Genomic DNA, 20,561 nt, shown 5'->3' on the forward strand with positions numbered 1-20,561 from the left:
ACCTCGATCTCGCCGCCGGCGACGCGGTCGGCCACGGCCTCACCCGCCCCGACCAGGGCGATGGCGATCAGTTCGAAATCCTGGCCCGGCTCCGGATCCTTCGTGCTGGACTCGAGAAGATGTGCGGTGAGTTCGATCAGCCGGTCGCGACTCGACTGCACCGAGCCGACGAACGCCTGCTGCCCCATCGCCTGGCGGTACAGCACCATCCACGACTTGCGGTGTTTGCCCACGAATCCGAGGAACCCCTCGAGCGCGCGGCGCAGTTGCTCGCGCGGGCTCAGCCCGGGATCGCCGGCGGGTGCGAGCGCCTCGACGAAGCGCAGCCCCTCCCGCTGGATGCAGGCCGCGAACAGTTCGTCCTTGGAGCCGTAGTAGAGGTACAGCATGGGCTTCGAGATTTCCGCCCTGGCCGCGATCGCGTCCATCGACGTCTCGTGAAAACCCCTGTCGGAGAAGACGTCGACGGCAGCGTCGAGCATCTGCTGCTCGCGCACTGCGCGCGGCAGTCGCTTGGTGCCGCCGGCCATACGTCCTCCATCATCGTCGAACCCGCTATCTTACTCTACGGTAAGAAACCGGGCTCGACCGGCGGACGAAAAGAATACCAGCACACTCCCTCAGCAGGTCAGTGCGCCCTTGGCTCGCGCGACCGTCAGCACCGCCTCGTCGACCCGCTGCTGCGGCAGCTTACCCGAGGCCACAACGCCTTCGAGGTGGTCGAGGACCCGCGGGACGTCGTCGGTGGTGAGCCACAACGCGACGTCGACACCCGACTCCAGTGCCGTCTCGACGGCCTCGGTGATGTCGTAGCGGTCGGTGATCGCCTGCATGCCGCTGAGGTCGTCGGTGAAGATCGGGCCGGTGAACGGCGGCGCGCCGTATCCGGTGCCGCCGCGCAGCAGCGCCACGGCGTCGGGGCTGATGCTGGCGGGGATCCCGGGCGCCGTCAGGCCGGGCACCTCGAGGTGGCCGAGCATGACGCCGACCCCCGTGGACACCAGGTTCCGGAACGGGACGAGGTCCTTGGTCTGCAACTGCTCGAGCGGTGGGGTGGTGACGGCCCCGGTGTGGGAGTCGCCGGACGCGGATCCGTGACCGGGGAAATGCTTGATCACCGGCAGGATTCCCGCGTCCCGCATGCCGCGCGCGTAGGCGTCGGCGTAGCGGGTGACGACGGCGGGATCGTCGGAGTAGGAGCGGTCGCCGATGACGCTGTCGTCGGGCTGGCTGCTGACGTCGACGTCGGGCGCGAAATTGACGGTGACCCCGAGGTCCTTCAGTCCGCGCCCGCGCTCGAGCGCCATCTGATACGTCTGCTCCTCCGTCATCGTGGCCGCGGTCTGCCGGGCGGAGGGATCGGCCCCGAGCAGGTTCTCGACGCGCGACACCCGCCCGCCCTCCTCGTCGATCGTCACCATCAGCGGCAGCGACGACGCCGAGGCAACCTGCGGAACCTCGCGGTTCGCGAGCATGGCCTCGTCGGTCCAGCTTCCGATGAAGATGCCACCGACCTGCTCGTTCCGGACCACCTGGGCGGCATCCGCGGTGCCGGTCACGCCCACGTTCAACAGCTGAGCGAGCTTGCGCCGCAACGGCAACGACTGCAGGAACTGCGTCTCGCACGACGCCGGCGCGGCGGCGGGCGATGCGGTGCCGGTGTGCGACGCGGGCTCGACGGAAGACGGGGACGGCGTCGCCGAGGACGACTCCGCGACCGTCTCGCCACCACCCGACGAACATCCGGCGACGAGGCCGGTACAGGCTGCGAGCGCGAGGGCATACTTGATCCGCATGGGTTCGACGGTAGCCCAGTTCACCGCCGATGCTCCCGCGGCAGGCCCCGAATCGACGACCGCTGCCGCCCGTGTTGGTAATCTGGACACAGAGGAAACCCGTACTCAGGAGGTCGTGGTGCCCGGTGGTTTGATGTTGATCGCCTACGACGGATCCGACAACGCAAAGCGTGCCGTGGAGTGCGCAGGACGATTCCTCGCCTCCAATCGTGCTGTGCTGGTGACGGTGTGGGAGCCGATGGTCCGTCAGGCGGCGCGCATGTCGGGACTGTCCGGGGTGATGCAACCCGAGTGGGTGCCGGACGAGGAGACCGAGGACGTCGCGTTCTCGGATGCCAAGGTCACCAACGAGGAGGGTGTCCTGCTCGCCGAGGCCGCCGGCCTCGCCACCGAGGGTCGGTGCATCGAGTGCACGAGCACGATCTGGACGGCGATCGTCGAGACGTCGGACGAACTGGCGGTCGACATCATCGTCACCGGCACGCGGGGCACCACCGGCCTGCGGTCGCTGCTGCAGAGCAGCGTCGCCGACCACGTGTTGCGGCACAGTCACCGCCCGGTGCTGATCGTGCCTCCGGGGAAGTAGTCCGGACGCCCGACTACTGTCGGGTGACCATGGACGGCTTCCTTCTCTCCCGCGCCGATCGGACGTTGCGCACGTCCGGGGCGCGGCACGGGTACGACACCGCGTCCGCCGCCGTTGCCGCCCTCGCGAACGGCGACACCGGGCTGATCGTCGGGGCGCTACCGTTCGACCCCGCACGTCCCGCCGCGCTGACCGCCCCGGAGTCGTGGGAGTTCACGGACGGCCCGTGGCGGCCCGGCACGGTCGCCGCACTCCCCTCCGTGCGCGTCGTTCGGCAGATCCCCGAACCCGCCGACCACGTGGCCCGCGTCCGGTCCCTCGTCGACCGGCTGCGTGAGGGCGCCCTCGGCAAGGTGGTGGCCGCGCGCAGCGTCACCCTCCGCGCGGAGACCCCGATCTCCGCAGAAGCATTGGCCGCGAAAATGATTCACCAGAACCCGACCGCCAACGGGTTCGCCGTCGACCTGTCCGCCGCCGGCGAGGGCTTCCGCGGCCACGGTCTCGTCGGGGCCAGCCCCGAGGTGCTGCTCAGCCGGCGCGGGCGACGCGTCACCTGCCGTCCGCTCGCCGGAACCGCCCCGCGTCGCGCCGACCCGCAGGCCGACGAGGCGGAGGGCAGGGCACTGCTGGAATCCACGAAGAACCTCGCCGAGCACGCGTTCGTCACGGCCTGGATCAGGGACGTCCTGGCGCCGCTGTGCACCGAGTTGACCGTCCCGGATTCGCCGGTGCTGACGAGCACGCACGAGGTGTGGCATCTCGCGACTCCCATCGAAGGCGTGCTGCGCGAGCAGTCGACGAGCGCCCTCGGTCTGGCGGTCCTGCTGCACCCGACGCCCGCGGTGTGCGGGACCCCGACCGACGCGGCCCTGGCGACCATCCGGGACGTCGAGGAGGATCGGCGGTTCTACGGTGGCGCAGTCGGATGGTGCGACGGCGACGGCGACGGCGACTGGGTGGTGGCCATCCGCTGCGCCGAGATCGCCGCCGACGGGCTCGAGGCCCTGGCGACCGCAGGCGGGGGCATCGTCGCCGAATCCGACCCCGAGTCCGAACTCGACGAAACGACCACCAAACTGCGCACGCTGCTCCGGGCCCTGGGCGTGCAGCAGAGCCCGTGAACTGCGGAAACAGCGGCCCACGAGCACCAATCAGCAGTTCGGCGGCCCACGAGTGATACCTTGACCCGAGCAATTCGTACGCGGGAGTAGCCGTGTGCGTCGATGGCACGACGGTGGGAGATGTCTGATGGGGAAGTTCCTTGTGCCCGGTGTGGTCAGCGCCGTGGTCGGTGTCGCTCTCGGCACCGTGGCGACGCTCGGCATCACCGCAGCCGCACAGGACAACACGCGTCCCGAGATCGACCGGAGCGGCAACGCGGATTCCTCACTCCTGAACCAGGTTGAGTACGGAAGCCGCTGAGAGCGCCGGCTCGACACGTTCCCGCACCTCCCCCGAGTCGGCGGCCATGGAGCCCTCGGCGGAGCCTCTGTCGCGGCGGTGGCTGTTCGGCGCCTCCGTCGTAGCGTTTCTTCTCGCGTTTCTCCAAACCCCCGGCCGGCTCGCCGCCGACACCAAGTACGACCTGTCCCAGAATCCGATCGGATTCCTGGAACGGGCGTCCCATCAGTGGAGCAGCCAGGCCCCCATGGGCCAGGTGCAGAACCAGGCCTACGGGTACTTCTTCCCGCACGGCGCATTCTTCGCGCTCGGCGACGTCCTGAGCGTCCCGGCGTGGATCACCCAGCGGGTGTGGTGGGCACTGCTGCTCGTCGCCGGATTCTGGGGCATCGTTCGCCTCGCCGAGGCACTCGGCGCCGGTAGCCGGTCGTCCCGCGTCATCGCGGGTGTCGCGTTCGCGTTCTCCCCGCGCGTCCTCACCACCCTGGGCTCGATCTCGTCGGAAACCCTCCCGATGATGCTGGCGCCGTGGGTTCTTCTGCCCGTCGTCGTCGCCCTCTCCCACGTGAGTGGCAAAGCGTCCCGGGACGCGCATTGGCGCTCACCTGCACGGCTGGCGGCCCAGTCGGCGCTGGCCGTCGCGCTGATGGGTGCGGTCAACGCCGTCGCGACCGCGGCCGCGTGCCTCGTCGCAGGGTTGTGGTGGATCGCGCACCGCCCCAACCGGCGGTGGTGGGTGTTCACCGCGTGGTGGTTCCCGTTCCTGGCGCTGGCCACGCTGTGGTGGATCGTGCCCCTGCTGCTGCTCGGCAAGGTGAGCCCACCGTTCCTCGACTACATCGAATCGTCCGGGGTGACCACACAGTGGACGTCGCTCGCCGAGATCCTCCGCGGCACCGACAGCTGGACGCCGTTCGTCTCCCCCGAGCGCATCGCCGGCGCGGTGCTCGTCACCCAGCCCGCCGCGGTCGCCGCGACCGGGCTCATCGCCGCCGCCGGTCTCGCGGGACTGTGCATGCGGTCGATGCCGGCCCGCGGTCGCCTCACCCTGATCCTGTTCGTCGGGGTCGCCGGCCTCGCCGCCGGCTACATCGGCGAACTCGGTTCCCCGTTCGCCGATCAGGTGCGACTGTTCCTCGACTCCACCGGGGCGCCCCTGCGGAACGTGCACAAACTCGAGCCCCTCGTCCGGCTCCCGCTCGTGCTCGGGCTGGCGCATCTGCTGGCGAAGGTGCCGCTGCCCGGGTCCGTGCCGTTCGCGCGGTGGCGCAGCGCGTTGGCGCATCCCGAGCGCGAACCGATGGTCGCGGTGACCAGCCTGGTGCTGGTCGCCCTCACCCTCGCGACGTCGCTGGCATGGACGGGCAAGCTCGCACCGCGGGGCACGTACACCGACGTCCCCGACTACTGGCAGCAGGCCGCGTCGTGGCTGGAGGACAACGCCGGGGGCAGCAGTCCCGACGGTTCCGACGCGGAACGCGCGCTCGTGGTGCCCGGCGCACCGTTCGGCAGTCAGCTGTGGGGTCTCACCCGCGACGAGCCGATGCAGGCGCTGGCGTCGACGCCGTGGGCGTCCCGCGACGCCGTGCCGCTCACCCCGCCCGGCACGATCCGGGCGATGGACTCGATCCAGCGGTTGATCACGGACGGCCGGCCCTCGGACGGCATGGCGCAGACCCTGCTCGGCCAGGGCATCCACTACCTCGTCCTCCGCAACGACCTCGACCCCGAGACGTCGCGGTCGACGCGCCCACTCCTCGCGCACCAGGCCGTCACCGGATCTCCCGGATTCACCCGCGTCGCGGAGTTCGGCGAGGACATCGGACCCGGCGACGTCGAGGGCCTCGTCATCGACAGCGACCTGCGGCCCCGGTATCCGGCCATCGAGATCTTCGAGGTGTCGACGCCGGACGGTTCGCCCACGACGAGCGGCCCCTACACGGCGAACGTCGACGGCATCCCCCGCGTGCAGGGCGGTCCGGAATCGCTGCAGCGCCTGCGGGAGAACGGCGCCCTGCCCGGAACCGGACCCGTCCTGCTGGCCGCGGACGCGAAACGCGCCGGACTGCCCGTCGACGATGTCACGGTCACGGACACGCCCCGGGACCGCGAAACCGACTACGGCCAGGTCGACAATCACAGTTCGGCACTGCGGAGCCCGGACGATGCGCGACGCACGTTCAATCTCGTCCCCGACTATCCGGTGGCGGACACCCCGCTGGTCGAGGGCCGGTGGGAGGGCGCGACGCTGAGCGTGTCGAGTGCGGCGTCCGACGCCACCCAACTCGGCGGCTCCTCGCCCGCCAGCAGCGCCGCGGCGACCGTCGACGGCGACCCGGCGACGGGCTGGTTCAGCAACGGCATCGAGCGGGCGCTGGGCCAGTGGCTCCAGATCGACTTCGACACCCCGCTCACGAGTTCGCTGCTGCACATCACGACGAGCCCGGCCGCGATCGGCGCGCCCGTCCGCTGGATGGAGGTGTCGACGCCCAACGGCAGCACGGCCGTGAAGGTGGACGCCCCCGGCAAACCGATCGCCGTGTCCGTTCCCGGCGGTGTCACCCCGTGGGTGCGGATCACCGCGACCCGCACCGAGAATGGTTCCCCGGGAACGCAATTCGGCATCAGCGAGGTATCGGTCGAGGACTTCTCCCAGCGTGACGCCCCGGTCACCGTGCCGATCCGGTACCGGACGGTGCTGCCTCCCACCCCCGAGGGCGCGTCCGTGTCGGGTTGGGACCTCAGCCAGGAGCTCCCCGGCCGCAACGCGTGCGCGCAGGCCCCGGATCGGGTGCGGTGCAGCAACGCCTTCGTCCTGCCGCCCGAGGAGGTCGGCACGTTCGAGCGAACGTTGTCGGTGCCCGAACCGACCGCGGTGACGCCGCAGCTCACCCTGCGGGCCCGGCAGGGCGCACCGCTGGAGGATGTTCTCACGCAACGGGATCGGCCGTCCGCCCACGGAACCAGCAACATCATCGACCTGCGCGGCTCGGCGTTCGCCGCCACCGACAACGATCCGCGCACCAGCTGGTCGGCGAAACAGGACACCACCAGCGGCAAGGGCGCGAAACCGACCCTCACGATCGATCTTCCCGAACCCACGCTCGTCACCGGCCTGCAGTTGACGCCCAGCCTGGGTGCCGTGCCCGCCGCCCCCGACCGGGTCGCCGTCGACCTCGGCAACGGACCGCAGGTGCGCGACGTGGACGAGGACGACGGGACGGTCACTGTCGAACCCCGGGTGACCGACCGGATCGTGCTCAGCCTCGTGTCCTGGAAGAGCACCCTCGACCAGAACGCTCTCGGGTTCGCCCAGCTGCAGCCCGCCGGACTCGCCGAGGTCGGGGTGCTGGGCGAGGACGGCGTCCTGCTGCCCGGCTCGGGTCCGGTCGACGACGCCGGGGAACGCCCGGTCACGGTGCCCTGCGAGGAGGGGCCGGTCGTGTCGATCGGCGGGCAGCCGGTGCGCACGAGCGTCACCGCAACCGCCGGGCAATTGCTCTCGGGCGACCCGGTTCCCGCGACGGTCTGCGACGATCCCGGCCCCGTCCCGCTGGCGGCGGGATCGCAGGACGTGACCGTCGACCCGGGGTCGGCGTTCTTCGTCGACAGTCTGCGCCTCGACGCCGGACCGCAGGCAGAGGCCGTGCCGACCGAGCAGGTGTCGACGACCGCGTGGACGGAGAACCACCGGGAACTCACGGTCGCCCCCTCGGACGCCGAGCGCCTCGTCGTCGTCCCCGAGAGCACCAACGTCGGCTGGGTGGCCACCGCCCCGGACGGCAGCGAACTGACGCCCGTCGTCGTCGACGGCTGGCAGCAGGGATGGATCCTGCCCGCGGGAACCGGGGGGACGGTGACCCTCGACTTCCCCACCGACCACTGGTACCGGCTGGGGATCTTCGGCGGCCTGCTACTGCTGATCCCGCTGCTCGCCGCCGCGTTGTGGCCGCGTCGCGCCCGTGAGCCCGATCCCGGCCCGGCACCCCGGACGTGGGGTAGCGCAACGGTCGGGTGGCTCGGAATCCTCGCTGCCGCCACCGTGATCGGCGGTCCCGTCGGCGCTGTGACGACGGTCGTGGCGACGCTGCTGGCCGTGGTCCTGATCCGGCTACGCGGGCCCGCCACCACCGCGCGCGTGCTGGTCGGGGTCGCCGGAGCGGCGACGATGCTCGGCATGGCGATGCTGTCGACCGGGCCGTGGCGCGCGCCCGGCGGATACGTCGGGCACTCGTTCCTCGTTCAGTTCCCGCTGCTGCTCGCTCTCGTCGCAACCGGGCTGGCCGTGCTGCCGCTCGGACGTTCGGCGTTGCTCGCGCGCGCCTCCCAGCGCTTGACGGCGCGGCGCGCCGGTTCCTCCACCAACGCGTAACTGGCCGACGCGACGGCGACGCTCAGCACCGTCGTCAGGAACAGGATGTAGACGAAGTGGCCGGTGAACGGGACGAGCCCGAACACCGGGAAGACGATGGACAGCACGGCGAGGTGCCAGATGAAGATGCCGTACGACCAGCGACCCACCGCGAGCGCGAGCGGGCTCGCGAGGTAACGGTGGGTGGACCTGTCGGACAGCACCAGCGGCGCCATGAGCGCGAAACTGATGACGGCGCCGAGCGCCATCTTGGCGGCGTACTGCCAGGGTTCGGGACGCACCAGCCCCTCCGGCCCGGCGAGGTCGGTCGCCGTGAGCGCGAATGCGACTGCGGCGACGAGGAACATCCGGACGCGGTGATGCGCCCAGCGGTGCATCCGCCCGGGCGGGCTCACCGCCAGTTCGGCCAGCAACATCCCAGCTCCGAACCAGGGCAGGTATCCGGGCAGCCAGTTGTCGTGGTGGATGCCGCCCGGCGTCGACACCGGCACGAACGCCCACGTCAGGCTCACCGCGATCAACGCGAGGATCGCCGGAACACGCAGCCGCGCAGCCGGACCCCGTAGTCGGACCAGTGCGAGGGCCAGCAGCGGAAGCACCAGATAGAAGGCCACCTCCACCGACAGACTCCACATCTGCGTCAGACCGTCGGTGAGAGTGAGGGGCACGAACACCTGCACCAGACCGAGATTCGCCCACCACGTGCGGTAACTCGCGTTGGCGGTGGGCAGGAACGTCAACACCACGGCCACGGCGACCCAGTAGGCGGGCAGGATGCGCGTCGCCCGCGAAATCCAGTACCGCACCACGCCGGGGGCCGAACCCATCCCCCGCGCCGCCCCGGCATGGCTGCGCCACAGCAGGAATCCCGACAGCGCGAAGAAGACCGCCACCGCCAGATCGAATCGCCCCCAGATCCGGCCGAGGACCGGCACGTGCGTCGCGCCCGTCTGAAACGCGACGTGCGTCACGAGCACTCCCAGCGCCGCGAGACCGCGCATCCCCTCCAGTGCGGGAATGAAACTGCGCGGAGTAGCGGTCGCCGCGGGCGCGGGCGAGATCGTGGCCGGAGTGCTCATCACCAACAGTGTGCCTGGTCCGGGCCCTGTGACGGAAAACTCCGTCCCGGTCACTTCGCTGCGGAACGGCCGGTGCGTTTACTATCCGATGGGGCAAATGCGCATTCGAGACTGTTAGTGTTTTGCCTCACGTGGTGTCGATGTGGGCTCCATGCGATCCGTGCAGCCGTGCTGCCGGTGGGGGAATCTCAATCGACAGAATTGGGTTAGGAGAGAAAGCATGGCGGAGCGCTCAGGGCCGAGCCGGATACTTGCTTGCATTCTGGTGGGCCTCGGTGCCTTCCTCTTGGCCGTCGCCATTCTCATTCCCACCTACACGGTGGGCAAATTGGCGAAGACGCCGTTGGACCTCGAAGTGACCACGATCGCCGAAGGTTCCGGCAGCGTGCTCAACTCGCAGTCTCTTCTCGCAGGCAAGGCCGAAGTCAACACGAACGTTCCACTGGTGTCACAGCGTTACGTCACCACCGAGGACCCCGCGAACGCGGACGTCGTCACTCTCCAGGCAGGGCAGACGCTGCGGCGCACCGACAAGCAGGGCGACACCGGACTGCTGTCCGCGATCGTCGACCGCAACACCGTCGACCGCAAGACGTCGATGCCGACCAACGACCCGGTGGGCACCATCCAGACGCAGCCCAACCAGCCTGCCGAGGAAGTTCCGCGCGACGGACTGCAGTACAAGTTCCCGTTCGATTCGAAGAAGCAGAGCTACCCCTACTTCGACCTGAACGCGCGCGCCACCCAGGACATCGACTTCGTCGAGGAGACGGAGATCAACGGCCTGAAGGTGTACCACTACAGCCAGACGATCGATCCCGTCGACCTGTCGAAGGTCGTCAACTCGCCCACCAACAAGCTGACGCTGCCCGCCGAAGCCTGGGGCGTCCCCGGTGGCACTCTCCCCGTCACGATGACCCGTTGGTACACCAACGTGCGTGACCTGTGGGTCGAGCCCGAGACCGGTGTCGTCGTCAAGGGCCAGGAGCAGCTGCACCAGTACTACGCCCGCAACAAGGACAAGCCGGAGATCGACGTCCTGAAGGTGGAACTGCCGTTCAACGAGCAGACCATCGAGTACCAGGTCCAGCAGGCCAAGGACGGTATGGACAAGCTCAGCACGTTCGGTCGCACCGTGCCGATCATCGCCGGCATCCTCGGTCTCATCGCCCTGATCGCAGGACTGTTCCTGGCGCTGCGCGGCGGCAAGGGCAACCAGCCCGCACCGGCCGACGGTGGTGACGTCCCGCAGAGCGGTGGTGGACGCCACGTCGACCTGGGCAAGTCGGAGGCTCCCACGGAGCAGCACGACTGGACCACGGACAAGACGGAGGAGATTCCCGTCGCAGATCCGCGCCGGTACGACGAGCGGTAGAGCACGACAACCGGACGCCACGTAGTCCGGCACGACGAAGGGGACCCCGGTACTTCACCGAGGTCCCCTTCGTCGTCCCGGGGCCTTCGTGCCGGGGGTCTGTCGAACCGGACCGGTGTCAGATCGCGGGTGCGTCACCTCGCGCACTACGCACGGCGAAGAGACTCGCGACCAGGGCGGTGCTCGACGCGACCGTCACGGCGACGGAGATGAACTGCCCGATCGTGGACGCGAGGGTCAGCATGGCGGTCATCTCGACGACGAGGCCGATCCAGGCGATGACGGCGAGGTGCGTCCGCTCCCCCGCGATGGCGGACAGCAGGGCGCCCTGCAGGACGGCCAGGCAGGCGCCGTGGAGCGCGAACAGCCACAGCAGCGACTGCACGGGGCGGTACGCGTCCCCGACGAGGAGCGGAACGAGGGGGGCGGCCACCGCGACACCCGCGACGAGCGCGGCGCCGAGTCCGACCAGGACGGCGAGCGCCGAGCGGATCGCCTGCGCGGAGTGCGCGGGATTCGCCATCCGCGGGTACAGCACCACCCCGACGGCCTGCGGCAGCCAGAACGCGGCCTTGGTGGCGACGGCACCCAGCGCGTACAGACCGGCGTCGTCGTTGCTGAGCACGATGCGGGCGATCACGAGGTCCATCGACGACAGCGCGATCAGCGCCAACTGCACCTGCGACGCCTTCAGCACGGCCGCGACGCCGATCCGGGTGCTCGATTCCCCGGTGATCCCGGAATCGGCGAACAGTCGCGCGCACAGGGCCACCAGGCCGGTGCCGACCGCACTGGCGGCGAGGGCGAATCCCGGTCCGGCGCCGACGGCGAGCACCACGACCGCGGGAGCGACCTTCGCGATTCCGGCTCCGGCGAGGACGACGCTGAGCGGGCCGAACCGCGCCGAACCCTGCATCAGTCCCTGTTCGGTGGCGAGCAGGACCAAGACGGGCGCCGTGATGAGCGCCGAGAACGTGGCGAGCATGCCGGTGTCGAGGGCGAACGACACGAGGGGCGCGAGCAGCGTCGCCGCGACCGCGACGATCAGCGCACAGCGGTACCCCAGCAGCCGGAGCGCGTGGGCACCCTTGCCCCGGACCGCCTCGCGGGCGACGACGGTCTGCAGTGCGAGCGCGGGGACGGCGAGGACGAGTTGGGCGGCCAGCAGACTCGCGAACTCCCCGTAACCCGCCGGGCCGAGCCAGGCGCTCGCCGCCCAGGCGAGCAGGTAGGACGCGATATTCGCGGTCATCGAGCCCGCCGTCACCATCGTCACCCCGGCGACCGCCGAGCTGGTGAGGGTCTGGCGTGGCATTCGCCCATGATGCACTACGTGCCGTGCGGGCCGGGTCGATGCACCACGTATCGTGACGGCCCATGACCGTCCGGCGCCGAGCACCGTTCGTGGCGGCGGTCTACAGCCTCGTCCTGGCGTTACTCGTCCTCGGTCCGCTGCTCGGTCCCGGTTACCTGCTGCTGCGTGACGCGGTGAGCACTCCCCGGTCGTATCTCACGGACTCGGCGCTCGGTCTCACGGATGCCGCCGCGCGGGCGGTGCCGCAGGACGCCCTCCTGGCCGCGTTGAGTGCGTTCGTCGACGGCGGACTGGTGGTGAAGGCGATTCTGCTGCTCGCGCTGTGGGCGGCGGGCTGGGGCGCGGCCCGCATGGTCCGGACCGTCCTGCCGACCGCCGGGCTCGGACCGCAACTCGTGGCCGCGACGGTGACGGTGTGGAATCCGTATGTCGCCGAGCGACTGCTGCAGGGCCATTGGAGTCTGCTGACGGGGTACGCGGCGCTGCCGTGGACGGTGTGCGCGGCCGTCGCGATCCGGCGGGGCCGGGGCCAGGGGTGGTTCGCCCTCGCGGCCTGCCTCGCCGCGGCCGGTCTGACCCCGACCGGGGTGTTGCTCGCGGCGGTGACGACGCTGGCCGTCCTCGCCTGCCCGGGTGGACGCTCCGCCCGATGGCTCCGTCTGACAGGTGCGCTGGGCCTGTTCTTCGCCGCGAGCGCGCCGTGGCTGGTGGCCACGGCTCTGTCCGGCGGCGGCGGGGACGGTTCCGATCCGGCCGGGGTCGCGGCGTTCGCGGCCCGGGCCGAACCGGGTCTGGCGACGCTCGGCAGTCTCGCCGGGCTCGGCGGCGTGTGGAACGAGACCGCCGTCCCGCAGACCCGGACCACGCTGTTCGCCCTCGTCGGAACGGTCCTGCTGCTCAGTGTCGTGCTGTGCGGCCTGCCTGCGCTGTGGCGGCGTCGACGGCACCCCGTGGTGGCGGCGCTGACCGTGCTCGCACTGCTCGCGGTGCTGCTGCCGACGCTCGGCGCGACGGCGTGGGGACTGGGTGCCGGCCGCTGGATGGTGCAGCACGCCCCCGGGGCGGGGTTGCTCCGGGACGCGCAGAAGTGGGTGGCACTCGCGGCCCCGCTGTACGCGCTCGCCGCCGCGGCCGCCGTGCTGCGGCGCCCGGTCACCTGGTCGGTGTCGGCCGTCCTGATCGTGCTGCTCGCCCTTCCCGACCTCGCGTGGGGTGTCGGCGGTGCCCTGCGCCCGGTCCGCTATCCGCCGTCGTGGCAGCAGGTGGCCACCGAACTGGAGGTGGGCCCGGACAGCGGGGACGTCGCCGTCCTGCCCACCGGCATGTTCCGCAAGTTCCCCTACGGCAGTTCCGCTCCCGTCCTGGACCCCGCCCCGCGAATGCTGCCGGAGGACGTCCTGCAGACCGGCGAACTGGTGGTGGCAGGCGGCAGCGTCGAGGGCGAGGGGTCCCGGGCGCAGCAGGTCGAACGGGTGCTGCTCACCGGCGGTTCCCCGGCCGATCTCGCGTCACTCGGCGTCCGATGGGTCCTCGTCGAGCGCGACACGCCCGGACCGCGCGGCGAATCCGCGACCACCCTGTCCGGGTTGGAGCGACGGTTCTCGGACGAGCATCTGGAGCTGTACCGCGTCGACGGCGACGTCGCGCCGCACGAGGCGACCCCACGGGCTCGCGCGACCGTCATCGCGGCCCACGTGCTGTGGGCGATGCTGCTGGCCGGTGGTCTACTCGGCGCGGGCGTGCTCGAGGCCCGGACGCGCCGGCGCCGGCGACACCAGCCCTGACGTGCGCAGGCCCGCGGCTGTGCCCGCCAGCACCTCGTGGACGCCGTTCCCGGTGTGCTTCCAGGAGAACTCACCCGCCCGGACGCGTGCCTTCTCGCCGAGCACGGTGCGGGTCTCGGGCTCGAGCAGGAGCGTCTTGACCGCCGAGGTCAGGTCGGCGACATCGGCCGTCGACGCTTCCGCGCTGCCGACCAGAACACCGGTCACGCCGTCGACGATCGAATCCGTCAGCCCCTTGGAGCTGCGGTAGCCGACGGTCGGGACGCCGTGCTGCGCGGCCTCGATGACGGCCAGCCCCCAGCCCTCCTTGCGGGACGGCATCACGTGCACCCAGGACTGCGACAGCAGCTGGTGTTTGCGGGTCTCGTCGACGTGCCCGTGGAACGTGACGGCGTCGCCGATGCCCAGCTCGTGCGCGCGGTCGCGGAGGTTCTGCTCCCACCAGCCGCCGCCGATGACGTCGAGGTGCACGTCGGCGATGGTGGGGCGCAGGGCGGCGACGGCCTCGAGGGCGTCCTCGATCTGCTTGTGCGGCACCAGGCGTGACAACACACACACGCTGGGATGTGCGGTCCTCGTGTCGGCGCCGCCGATGTCGACGCCGACGGGGATGTCGTCGGCGCCGTTGCGCACCACCGCGATCCGTTCGCGCTCGACTCCCAGTTCGACGAGTTCGTCGGCGGACGGCAGCGACACGGTGAGGTACTGGTCGTCCCGGTGCGTGCGCGGCGACAGCCGGGATTCCACCCACCAGCCGATCTTGCCCATCAACCGGCCCGCCACCGGCCACTGCTCGCGGTGGCAGTGATGGACGAGCAGCGTCACGGGCGCGCCGGCGACGACGCGGGAGAAGAACGGGATGCCGTTCTGGGTGTCGATGACGGCGTCGGGCCGGATGCCGCGGAGCGGCCCGAACCCGAGCCGGCCTGCGGCGATCGCGGCGAGGGCGCGGGGGTAGACGCTGTACCGTCCGCCTGCCCGGCTGATCTCGATGCCGTCGACGGTCTCCTTCTTGGCGGCGCCGCGGTAACCGGCGGTGCGGAGAGTGACCTTGATTCCCCGCGCCGCGAGCTGGGCGCCGACCTCCTCGAGGTACCGCTCACTGCCGCCACCCTGCGGGTGACCGGTGTCGCGCCAGCAGAGCAGCAGAACCTCTCGCACGTTCATGTACTCCTGTGGTCGGTGCGGTACTCGTGGTCTCGGGGCGGGACGTTCCGCGCGGTAGTCCCCGAACACCCTATCGGTCGTATTCCGCCCGATGTTGCAGCCACCGCGAACGGATTGCCGTCCCCGCGGCGGCACTCGCTAAGGTTCAGTCTCGTGACGACGCCTCCCGTGACCCGGCGATTCGGTCGACGGGCAACCCTGAAGAGGTCGTTCGGCCTGCTCAGCGACTTCCGGCACGAACAGACCGCGCCCGACCTGTTTTACGGCGCCCTCGCCCGCGACTCCGTCGAACTGATCGGCGACCTGTGGGGTGGTCTGACCGACGCGGATCTCACCGGCACGACGGTCCTCGACGTCGGCGGCGGCCCCGGCTACTTCGCGGACGTGTTCCAGCAGGCCGGCGCCCGGTACGTTCCCGTGGAACCGGATCCGTCCGAGATGCACGCCGCGGGGCTCGCGATGGGCGGCGCCGTGCGCGGGTCGGGGCTGGCGCTGCCGTTCCGGACGTCGTCGGTGGACATCTGCTTCTCCTCCAACGTCGCCGAGCACGTCAGCGAACCGTGGGCAATGGCGGAGGAGATGATCCGCGTGACGAAACCCGGCGGCCTGATGGTGCTGTCGTACACGTTGTGGTGGGGCCCGTTCGGCGGTCACGAGACCGGACCGTGGCATGCACTGGGCGGAGAGTACGCCGCCCGCCGTTACCTGCGCAGGCACGGCCGGGAACCCAAGAACCGCTACGGTGTGTCGCTGTTCAAAGTCGGTGCGGCCGACGGGCTTCGGTGGGCCCGGAGCACCCGGGACGCGGAGTTGCTGGCCGCCTTCCCCCGCTACCATCCGCGCTGGGCGTGGTGGATGGTGCGCGTCCCCGGACTGCGCGAGTTCCTGGTGAGCAACCTCGTTCTCGTGATGCGGAAGCGCTGACCGTGGTCGCGCTGGCACTCGACATCGGCGGCACCAAGATGGCCGCCGGGATCGTCGACGCGGACGGCACGGTGCCGCACCCCGTGACCACCCCCACGCCGGCGACCGGAGTCGCGGACTGTTGCGCCGCCCTGCTGGGCGAGGTCGCGGGAGGCGCGGAGATCACGTCGGTCGGCATCGCCTGCGCCGGCCCGGTCGACACGGTCGCCGGCACCGTGTCGCCGATCAACATCGCGGAGTGGGCCGGCGGATTCGGCCTGGTCGGCGCCGTGCAGGACCTCTTCCCCGGTGTCCCCGCGCGACTGGCCATGGACGGCGCCGCGGCCGCGCTCGGCGAGCATCGCCACGGCGCCGGTCGCGGCGCCCCCGACCTGCTGAGCCTCGTCGTGTCCACCGGCATCGGCGGCGGGGTGGTCCTCGGCGGCCGGATCGCCTCCGGCCGGACCGGCAACGCGGGACACATCGGCCACATCGTGGTTCCCGGCGGAACCGACCCGTGCACGTGCGGCGGGGTCGGGTGCCTGGAGACGGTCGCCAGCGGACCGTCGTCCGTGCGCTGGGCCCGCTCCCGCGGATGGCGCGGGACGACGGGCGTCGAATTGGCGCGGGCCGCCGCGGACGGCGACGAGGTCGCGGTGGCCGCCCTCGACCGCGCGGGTACCGCACTGGGGCAGGCGATCGCGTCGGCCGCGGCCCTGCTCGACGTCGATCTCGCGGTGGTCGGCGGCGGATTCGCGCAGGCCGGGCCCCCGTTGTGGGACCCGATGCGCCGGGCAGCGGCCCGTCACGCCCGGTTGTCCTTCGTCGCCGATCTGAGGGTGGTGCCCGCGGAACTCGGCGCCTCGGGCACGCTCGTCGGGGCGGCGGTCCTGGCCGCCGGCGAGGGCTGACAGCGCGGAATCTCCTCACCTGTTCCGAAATTCTGTAACGTGTTCTAGTGTTCAGGGTCACACCACGTTCAGGAGAGGAGGTGACCGTGAGCACGAGCGCAACCCGATCTGCCGACGACTCCGATCACCAATCCGAAGTTGCCAGGCCCAGTGACTCCCGTCGCGATCCGGAGGTGCTGCGGGAGGCGCTGCAACGCTGGCTCGCCGCGCAAGTGCCCTCCGACGCCGCACCCGAGGTCACCCACGTCCACCTTCCCGACGCCAACGGGATGTCGAGCGAGACCATCCTGTTCGACGCCACCTGGTCGGGCGACGTGCACCCACTGGTCGCGCGGGTCGCGCCCGCCGACACGACGATGCCCGTCTTCCCCGACTACGACCTCGACGGACAGTTCCGGGCGATGGCGCAGGTCCGGGAACACTCCGCCGTCCCGGTCCCGGTCGTCTACTGGTCCGAGCCCGATCCCGGGCCGCTGGGCGCCCCGTTCTTCGTCATGGCCCGTGTGTCCGGGCAGGTCCCGCCGGACGTGATGCCCTACAACTTCGGGTCGTGGGTGACGGAGGCGACCGCGGAGCAGCGCGCACTGCTGCAGCACAGTGCCGTGAAAGTGCTTGCGCAACTGCACGACATCGATCGGCCGTGGGAGCGGTTCGCGTTCCTGCGACTACCCGGTGCCGGCCCCACCGTCTCCGAGGCGCTCGCCGCCCACATTCGGCAGCAACGCGACTACTACGAATGGACGACCCGGTCCGGTCCGCGGTCCCCGTTGATCGAACGCGGCTTCGCATGGATGGAGGAGAACCTCCCGGACGACTCGTCCCCCGCCGTCTTCTGCTGGGGTGACGCCCGCATCGGCAACATGATGTTCGAGGACTTCCGGCCGGTGGCCGTACTCGACTGGGAGATGGCCACGCTCGGGCCCCGTGAACTCGATCTGGGCTGGATGACGTACCTGCACCGGTTCTTCGAGGACATCGCCGCGGCCGCCGGACTCGACGGGATGCCCGACTTCCTGCGCCTCGACGACCTCGCCGCCCTGTACGAGGAACTGACGGGCCACACGCCCCGCGATCTCGAGTACTACACCGCCTACGCGGCCCTGCGGCAGGCCACGATCATGCTGCGAATTCAGGAGCGCGCCATCCACTTCGGTCAGGCCGTCGCCCCCGAGGACCCGGACGACATGATCATGCACCGCGCCTCGCTCGAGGCGATGCTCGACGGCACGTACTGGGAGCAGATCCGATGACCGCCGACTACGCCGGAAACCCGCTGTCCCCGATGGACGACTACCCCATCCATCAGGTGGCCGAACCCATCCGACGGGTCGCCACGTCCGACCGCAACTTCTACGATCGCTACTACTTCAACTGCTATCCCTCCGACGAGTCCGACCTGTTCCTCATCATCGGTCTCGGCCAGTACCCCAACCTCGGGGTCACGGACGCATTCGCGGTGCTCCGCCGCGGCGACGACCACATCGTCGTCCGCGGGTCGGCCGCGCTGGGCCGCGACCGCTCCGACAGCACCGTCGGACCGTTCCGCGTCGAGGTCCTCGAGGGGCTGCAGCGCCTGCGCGTGGTGCTCGCACCGGGCGACTACGACCTCTCCTTCGACCTCACCTTCGACGGCGCGATCCCCGCGACGCTCGAGCCCCGCCACTTCCGCAGGCAACTCGAGCGGGTCACGTTCGATACGAGCCGCTTCGTCCAGACCGGCACCTGGGCAGGCGAACTCACGATCGACGGGCAGAGCCGCCCCGTCACCTCCGACACCTGGCGCGGCAACCGCGACCGGTCGTGGGGAGTGCGCCCCGTCGGCGAGTCCGAGCCTCCCGGACGGCGGGCGGTCGACGGGATCCAGAACTTCTTCTGGATCTACTCGGTGATGCAGTTCGAGGACTACGCCGTCTCCGTCGTCCTGCAGGAGGACGAACTCGGCAGGCGCATCGTCGAGGAAGCGGTCCGCATCTGGCCGGACGCCGACCGCGAACCCGAATGGCTGGGCCGACCCGAACACGAGCTGAAATTCGAGCCCGGGACGCGCGACGTCACGTCGGCGTCGCTGAGTTTCCACCGGCCCACCGGCGAGGTCGTCACCGTCACCTGCGACCTGCTGGTTCCCACCTACATCGGCATCGGCACCGGCTACGGGCTCGAGGCCGACTGGCGTCACGGCATGTGGCAGGGCGAACTCGTGGTGCAGGGACTGCGCAAACGGGCGTCCGAGATCGAGCCGGGACTCCGGATGTTCTGCCCCGTCGACAATCTCACCCGGTTCCGGCTCGAGGACGGCGGCGAGACCGTCGTCGGAACCGGGCTGTTCGAGGTGGCGGCGATCGGCCCACACGCACGATACGGATTCGACAGTTTCACCGACACCGCCTCCTGACCGGGGGAACGACACGAGGAATGGACTCATGACCGACTACGACAAGCTCTACATCGGCGGCAAATGGGTGGCCCCGGCCACCGACCAGGTGCTGGAAGTGTTCTCCCCGGCCACCGAGGAACTGATCGGCAGCTGTCCCGTCGCGTCGCCCGCCGACATCGACGACGCCGTCGCCGTCGCCAGGCGGGCGTTCGACGAAGGTCCGTGGCCGCAGACCACTCCCGCGGAGCGCGGGGAGATCCTCGCGAAGGCGGCGAAGCTCATCGAGGAGCGCGGCGAGACACTCAACGCGCTGATCTCGTCGGAGATGGGTCAGCCGCCCGCGATGGTCGGGATGATGCAGCAGACGCCGTCGCTCGCGACGCTGAACTTCTACGCCGGTCTCGCGAACGAATTCGAGTGGGAGCAGACCCGCACCGGCGTGTTCGGCCAGACGAAGGTACTGCGGGAGCCGGTCGGTGTGGTGGCCGCGGTCCTCGCCTGGAACGTCCCGCTGTTCCTGGCCGTCAACAAACTGTCCCCGGCGCTGCTCGCCGGCTGCACCGTGCTGCTCAAGCCCGCACCCGAATCCCCGCTCTCCACACACGTTCTCGCCGAGATCTTCGCCGAGGCCGGGGTCCCCGAGGGCGTCATCTCCGTGCTGCCCGGCGGCGCCGAGACCGGTGAATACCTGGTGTCGCATCCCGGCATCGACAAGATCACGTTCACCGGCAGCAGTCCCGTCGGCCGCAAGATCGGGGCCATCGCCGCGCAGAACCTCAAGCGCTGCTCCCTCGAACTGGGTGGCAAGTCGGCGGCCATCATCCTCGAGGACGCCGACCTGGCGTCCACCATGCCGATGCTGGTGATGTCCGGGCTGATGAACACCGGGCAGGCGTGCGTCGCGCAGACCCGGATCCTGGCCCCGCGGTCCCGCTACGACGAGGTCCTGGACGCCCTCGTGGCGGGTGCCGGATTCATGGCCGTCGGCGATCCGTCCGACCCGGCCGCGCAACTCGGGCCGCTGATCTCCGAGAAGCAGCGCGACCGCGTCGAGGGCTACATCGCCAAGGGCAAGGAACAGGGCGCACGCGTGATGCTCGGCGGCGGCCGTCCCGATGGCCTCGACAAGGGGTGGTACGTGGAGCCGACCATCTTCGCGGACGTCGACAACTCCATGACGATCGCCCGCGAGGAAATCTTCGGACCCGTGCTGTCCGTGATCCCCTACGACTCCGAGGACGAGGCGATCAAGATCGCCAACGACTCCGACTACGGACTCGCCGGCTCGGTGTACACCACCGACATCGACCACGGTCTCGCCGTCGCGAAGCAGATCCGCACCGGCACCTACGCCATCAATTGGTACGCATTCGATCCGGGATCACCGTTCGGCGGCTACAAGGCTTCCGGCATCGGCCGCGAAAACGGACCGGAGGGGCTCGAGGCGTTCTGCGAGACCAAGTCCGTCCTCATGCCGCCCGGCTACACGGGGTAGGCG

General features: G+C 70.4%; 15 protein-coding genes and 1 pseudogene. 11 read left to right on the forward strand and 5 right to left on the reverse strand.

Features of this window, described 5'->3' with window-relative positions:
• Together ACFTZB_RS25840 and ACFTZB_RS25845 are read right to left on the reverse strand one after the other, a co-directional pair.
• Positions 1-530: TetR/AcrR family transcriptional regulator (locus ACFTZB_RS25840; RefSeq protein ID WP_378435413.1), on the reverse strand; the 530-nt coding region annotated here is incomplete at its 3' end.
• A gap of 90 nt (positions 531-620) precedes the next feature.
• The gene (locus tag ACFTZB_RS25845) at positions 621-1,796 is read right to left on the reverse strand and encodes a glycoside hydrolase family 3 N-terminal domain-containing protein (protein WP_378435415.1); all 1,176 of its coding nucleotides are present in this window, start codon (positions 1,794-1,796) and stop codon (positions 621-623) included.
• Between the two features lie 118 nt (positions 1,797-1,914).
• Between ACFTZB_RS25845 and ACFTZB_RS25850 the strand changes: the two genes are divergently transcribed.
• The 4 genes from ACFTZB_RS25850 (at position 1,915) to ACFTZB_RS25865 (ending at position 8,155) form a co-directional block, all read left to right on the forward strand.
• On the forward strand, positions 1,915-2,382 hold the full coding sequence (locus ACFTZB_RS25850) for a universal stress protein (protein ID WP_378435435.1): 468 nt from the start codon (positions 1,915-1,917) through the stop codon (positions 2,380-2,382).
• A gap of 29 nt (positions 2,383-2,411) precedes the next feature.
• Positions 2,412-3,503 (forward strand): isochorismate synthase MenF, encoded by a 1,092-nt coding sequence (locus ACFTZB_RS25855; protein WP_378435417.1) that lies wholly within the window; start codon positions 2,412-2,414, stop codon positions 3,501-3,503.
• Positions 3,504-3,630: 127 nt separating this feature from the next.
• Entirely contained in the window at positions 3,631-3,804 is a 174-nt protein-coding gene (locus tag ACFTZB_RS25860; protein ID WP_005258546.1) for a DUF2613 domain-containing protein, read from the forward strand.
• Positions 3,805-3,850: 46 nt separating this feature from the next.
• The gene (locus ACFTZB_RS25865; protein WP_378435419.1) at positions 3,851-8,155 is read left to right on the forward strand and encodes an alpha-(1->3)-arabinofuranosyltransferase family protein; all 4,305 of its coding nucleotides are present in this window, start codon (positions 3,851-3,853) and stop codon (positions 8,153-8,155) included.
• Positions 8,156-8,178: 23 nt separating this feature from the next.
• Here ACFTZB_RS25865 and ACFTZB_RS25870 read toward each other — a convergent pair.
• Positions 8,179-9,234, reverse strand: a pseudogene (locus ACFTZB_RS25870) (acyltransferase family protein); the annotation flags it as partial.
• A gap of 220 nt (positions 9,235-9,454) precedes the next feature.
• Between ACFTZB_RS25870 and ACFTZB_RS25875 the strand changes: the two are divergent.
• On the forward strand, positions 9,455-10,609 hold the full coding sequence (locus ACFTZB_RS25875) for a DUF3068 domain-containing protein (RefSeq protein WP_378435421.1): 1,155 nt from the start codon (positions 9,455-9,457) through the stop codon (positions 10,607-10,609).
• Positions 10,610-10,727: 118 nt separating this feature from the next.
• Here the strand turns inward: ACFTZB_RS25875 and ACFTZB_RS25880 are convergent, their stop codons facing one another.
• Complete coding sequence (locus ACFTZB_RS25880) at positions 10,728-11,924, reverse strand: polysaccharide biosynthesis protein (RefSeq protein ID WP_378435423.1); 1,197 nt, start codon at positions 11,922-11,924, stop codon at positions 10,728-10,730.
• Between the two features lie 62 nt (positions 11,925-11,986).
• Between ACFTZB_RS25880 and ACFTZB_RS25885 the strand changes: the two genes are divergently transcribed.
• Positions 11,987-13,708, forward strand: a complete 1,722-nt coding sequence (locus tag ACFTZB_RS25885) for a hypothetical protein (RefSeq protein ID WP_378435425.1) — start codon at positions 11,987-11,989, stop codon at positions 13,706-13,708.
• Here the strand turns inward: ACFTZB_RS25885 and ACFTZB_RS25890 are convergent.
• Positions 13,649-14,869: a glycosyltransferase family 4 protein gene (locus ACFTZB_RS25890; RefSeq protein ID WP_378435437.1), complete on the reverse strand. Its 1,221-nt coding sequence runs from the start codon at positions 14,867-14,869 to the stop codon at positions 13,649-13,651. The two genes, ACFTZB_RS25885 and ACFTZB_RS25890, sit on opposite strands and share 60 nt — an antisense overlap.
• 174 nt (positions 14,870-15,043) lie before the next feature.
• On the opposite strand from ACFTZB_RS25890, the gene ACFTZB_RS25895 reads away from it, so the two are divergent.
• The 5 genes from ACFTZB_RS25895 (at position 15,044) to ACFTZB_RS25915 (ending at position 20,558) form a co-directional block, all read left to right on the forward strand.
• Positions 15,044-15,799, forward strand: a complete 756-nt coding sequence (locus ACFTZB_RS25895; RefSeq protein ID WP_378435439.1) for a class I SAM-dependent methyltransferase — start codon at positions 15,044-15,046, stop codon at positions 15,797-15,799.
• A gap of 2 nt (positions 15,800-15,801) precedes the next feature.
• Positions 15,802-16,689: an ROK family protein gene (locus tag ACFTZB_RS25900; protein ID WP_378435427.1), complete on the forward strand. Its 888-nt coding sequence runs from the start codon at positions 15,802-15,804 to the stop codon at positions 16,687-16,689.
• 80 nt (positions 16,690-16,769) lie between these two features.
• Positions 16,770-17,939 carry a phosphotransferase family protein gene (locus ACFTZB_RS25905; RefSeq protein ID WP_378435429.1) on the forward strand — a complete coding sequence of 390 codons (1,170 nt, stop codon included), beginning with the start codon at positions 16,770-16,772 and terminating at the stop codon, positions 17,937-17,939.
• The gene (locus tag ACFTZB_RS25910) at positions 17,936-19,081 is read left to right on the forward strand and encodes a hypothetical protein (RefSeq protein WP_378435431.1); all 1,146 of its coding nucleotides are present in this window, start codon (positions 17,936-17,938) and stop codon (positions 19,079-19,081) included. The genes ACFTZB_RS25905 and ACFTZB_RS25910 overlap by 4 nt, the downstream gene beginning before the upstream one ends.
• A 28-nt stretch (positions 19,082-19,109) precedes the next feature.
• A complete protein-coding gene (locus ACFTZB_RS25915) occupies positions 19,110-20,558 on the forward strand; it encodes an aldehyde dehydrogenase (RefSeq protein ID WP_378435433.1) in 1,449 nt (482 codons plus the stop codon).
• Positions 20,559-20,561 lie beyond the last annotated feature (3 nt).

Source organism: Rhodococcus sp. NPDC057014 (assembly GCF_042673295.1).
In the GTDB taxonomy this organism is placed as follows: Bacteria; Actinomycetota; Actinomycetes; order Mycobacteriales; family Mycobacteriaceae; genus Rhodococcus_F.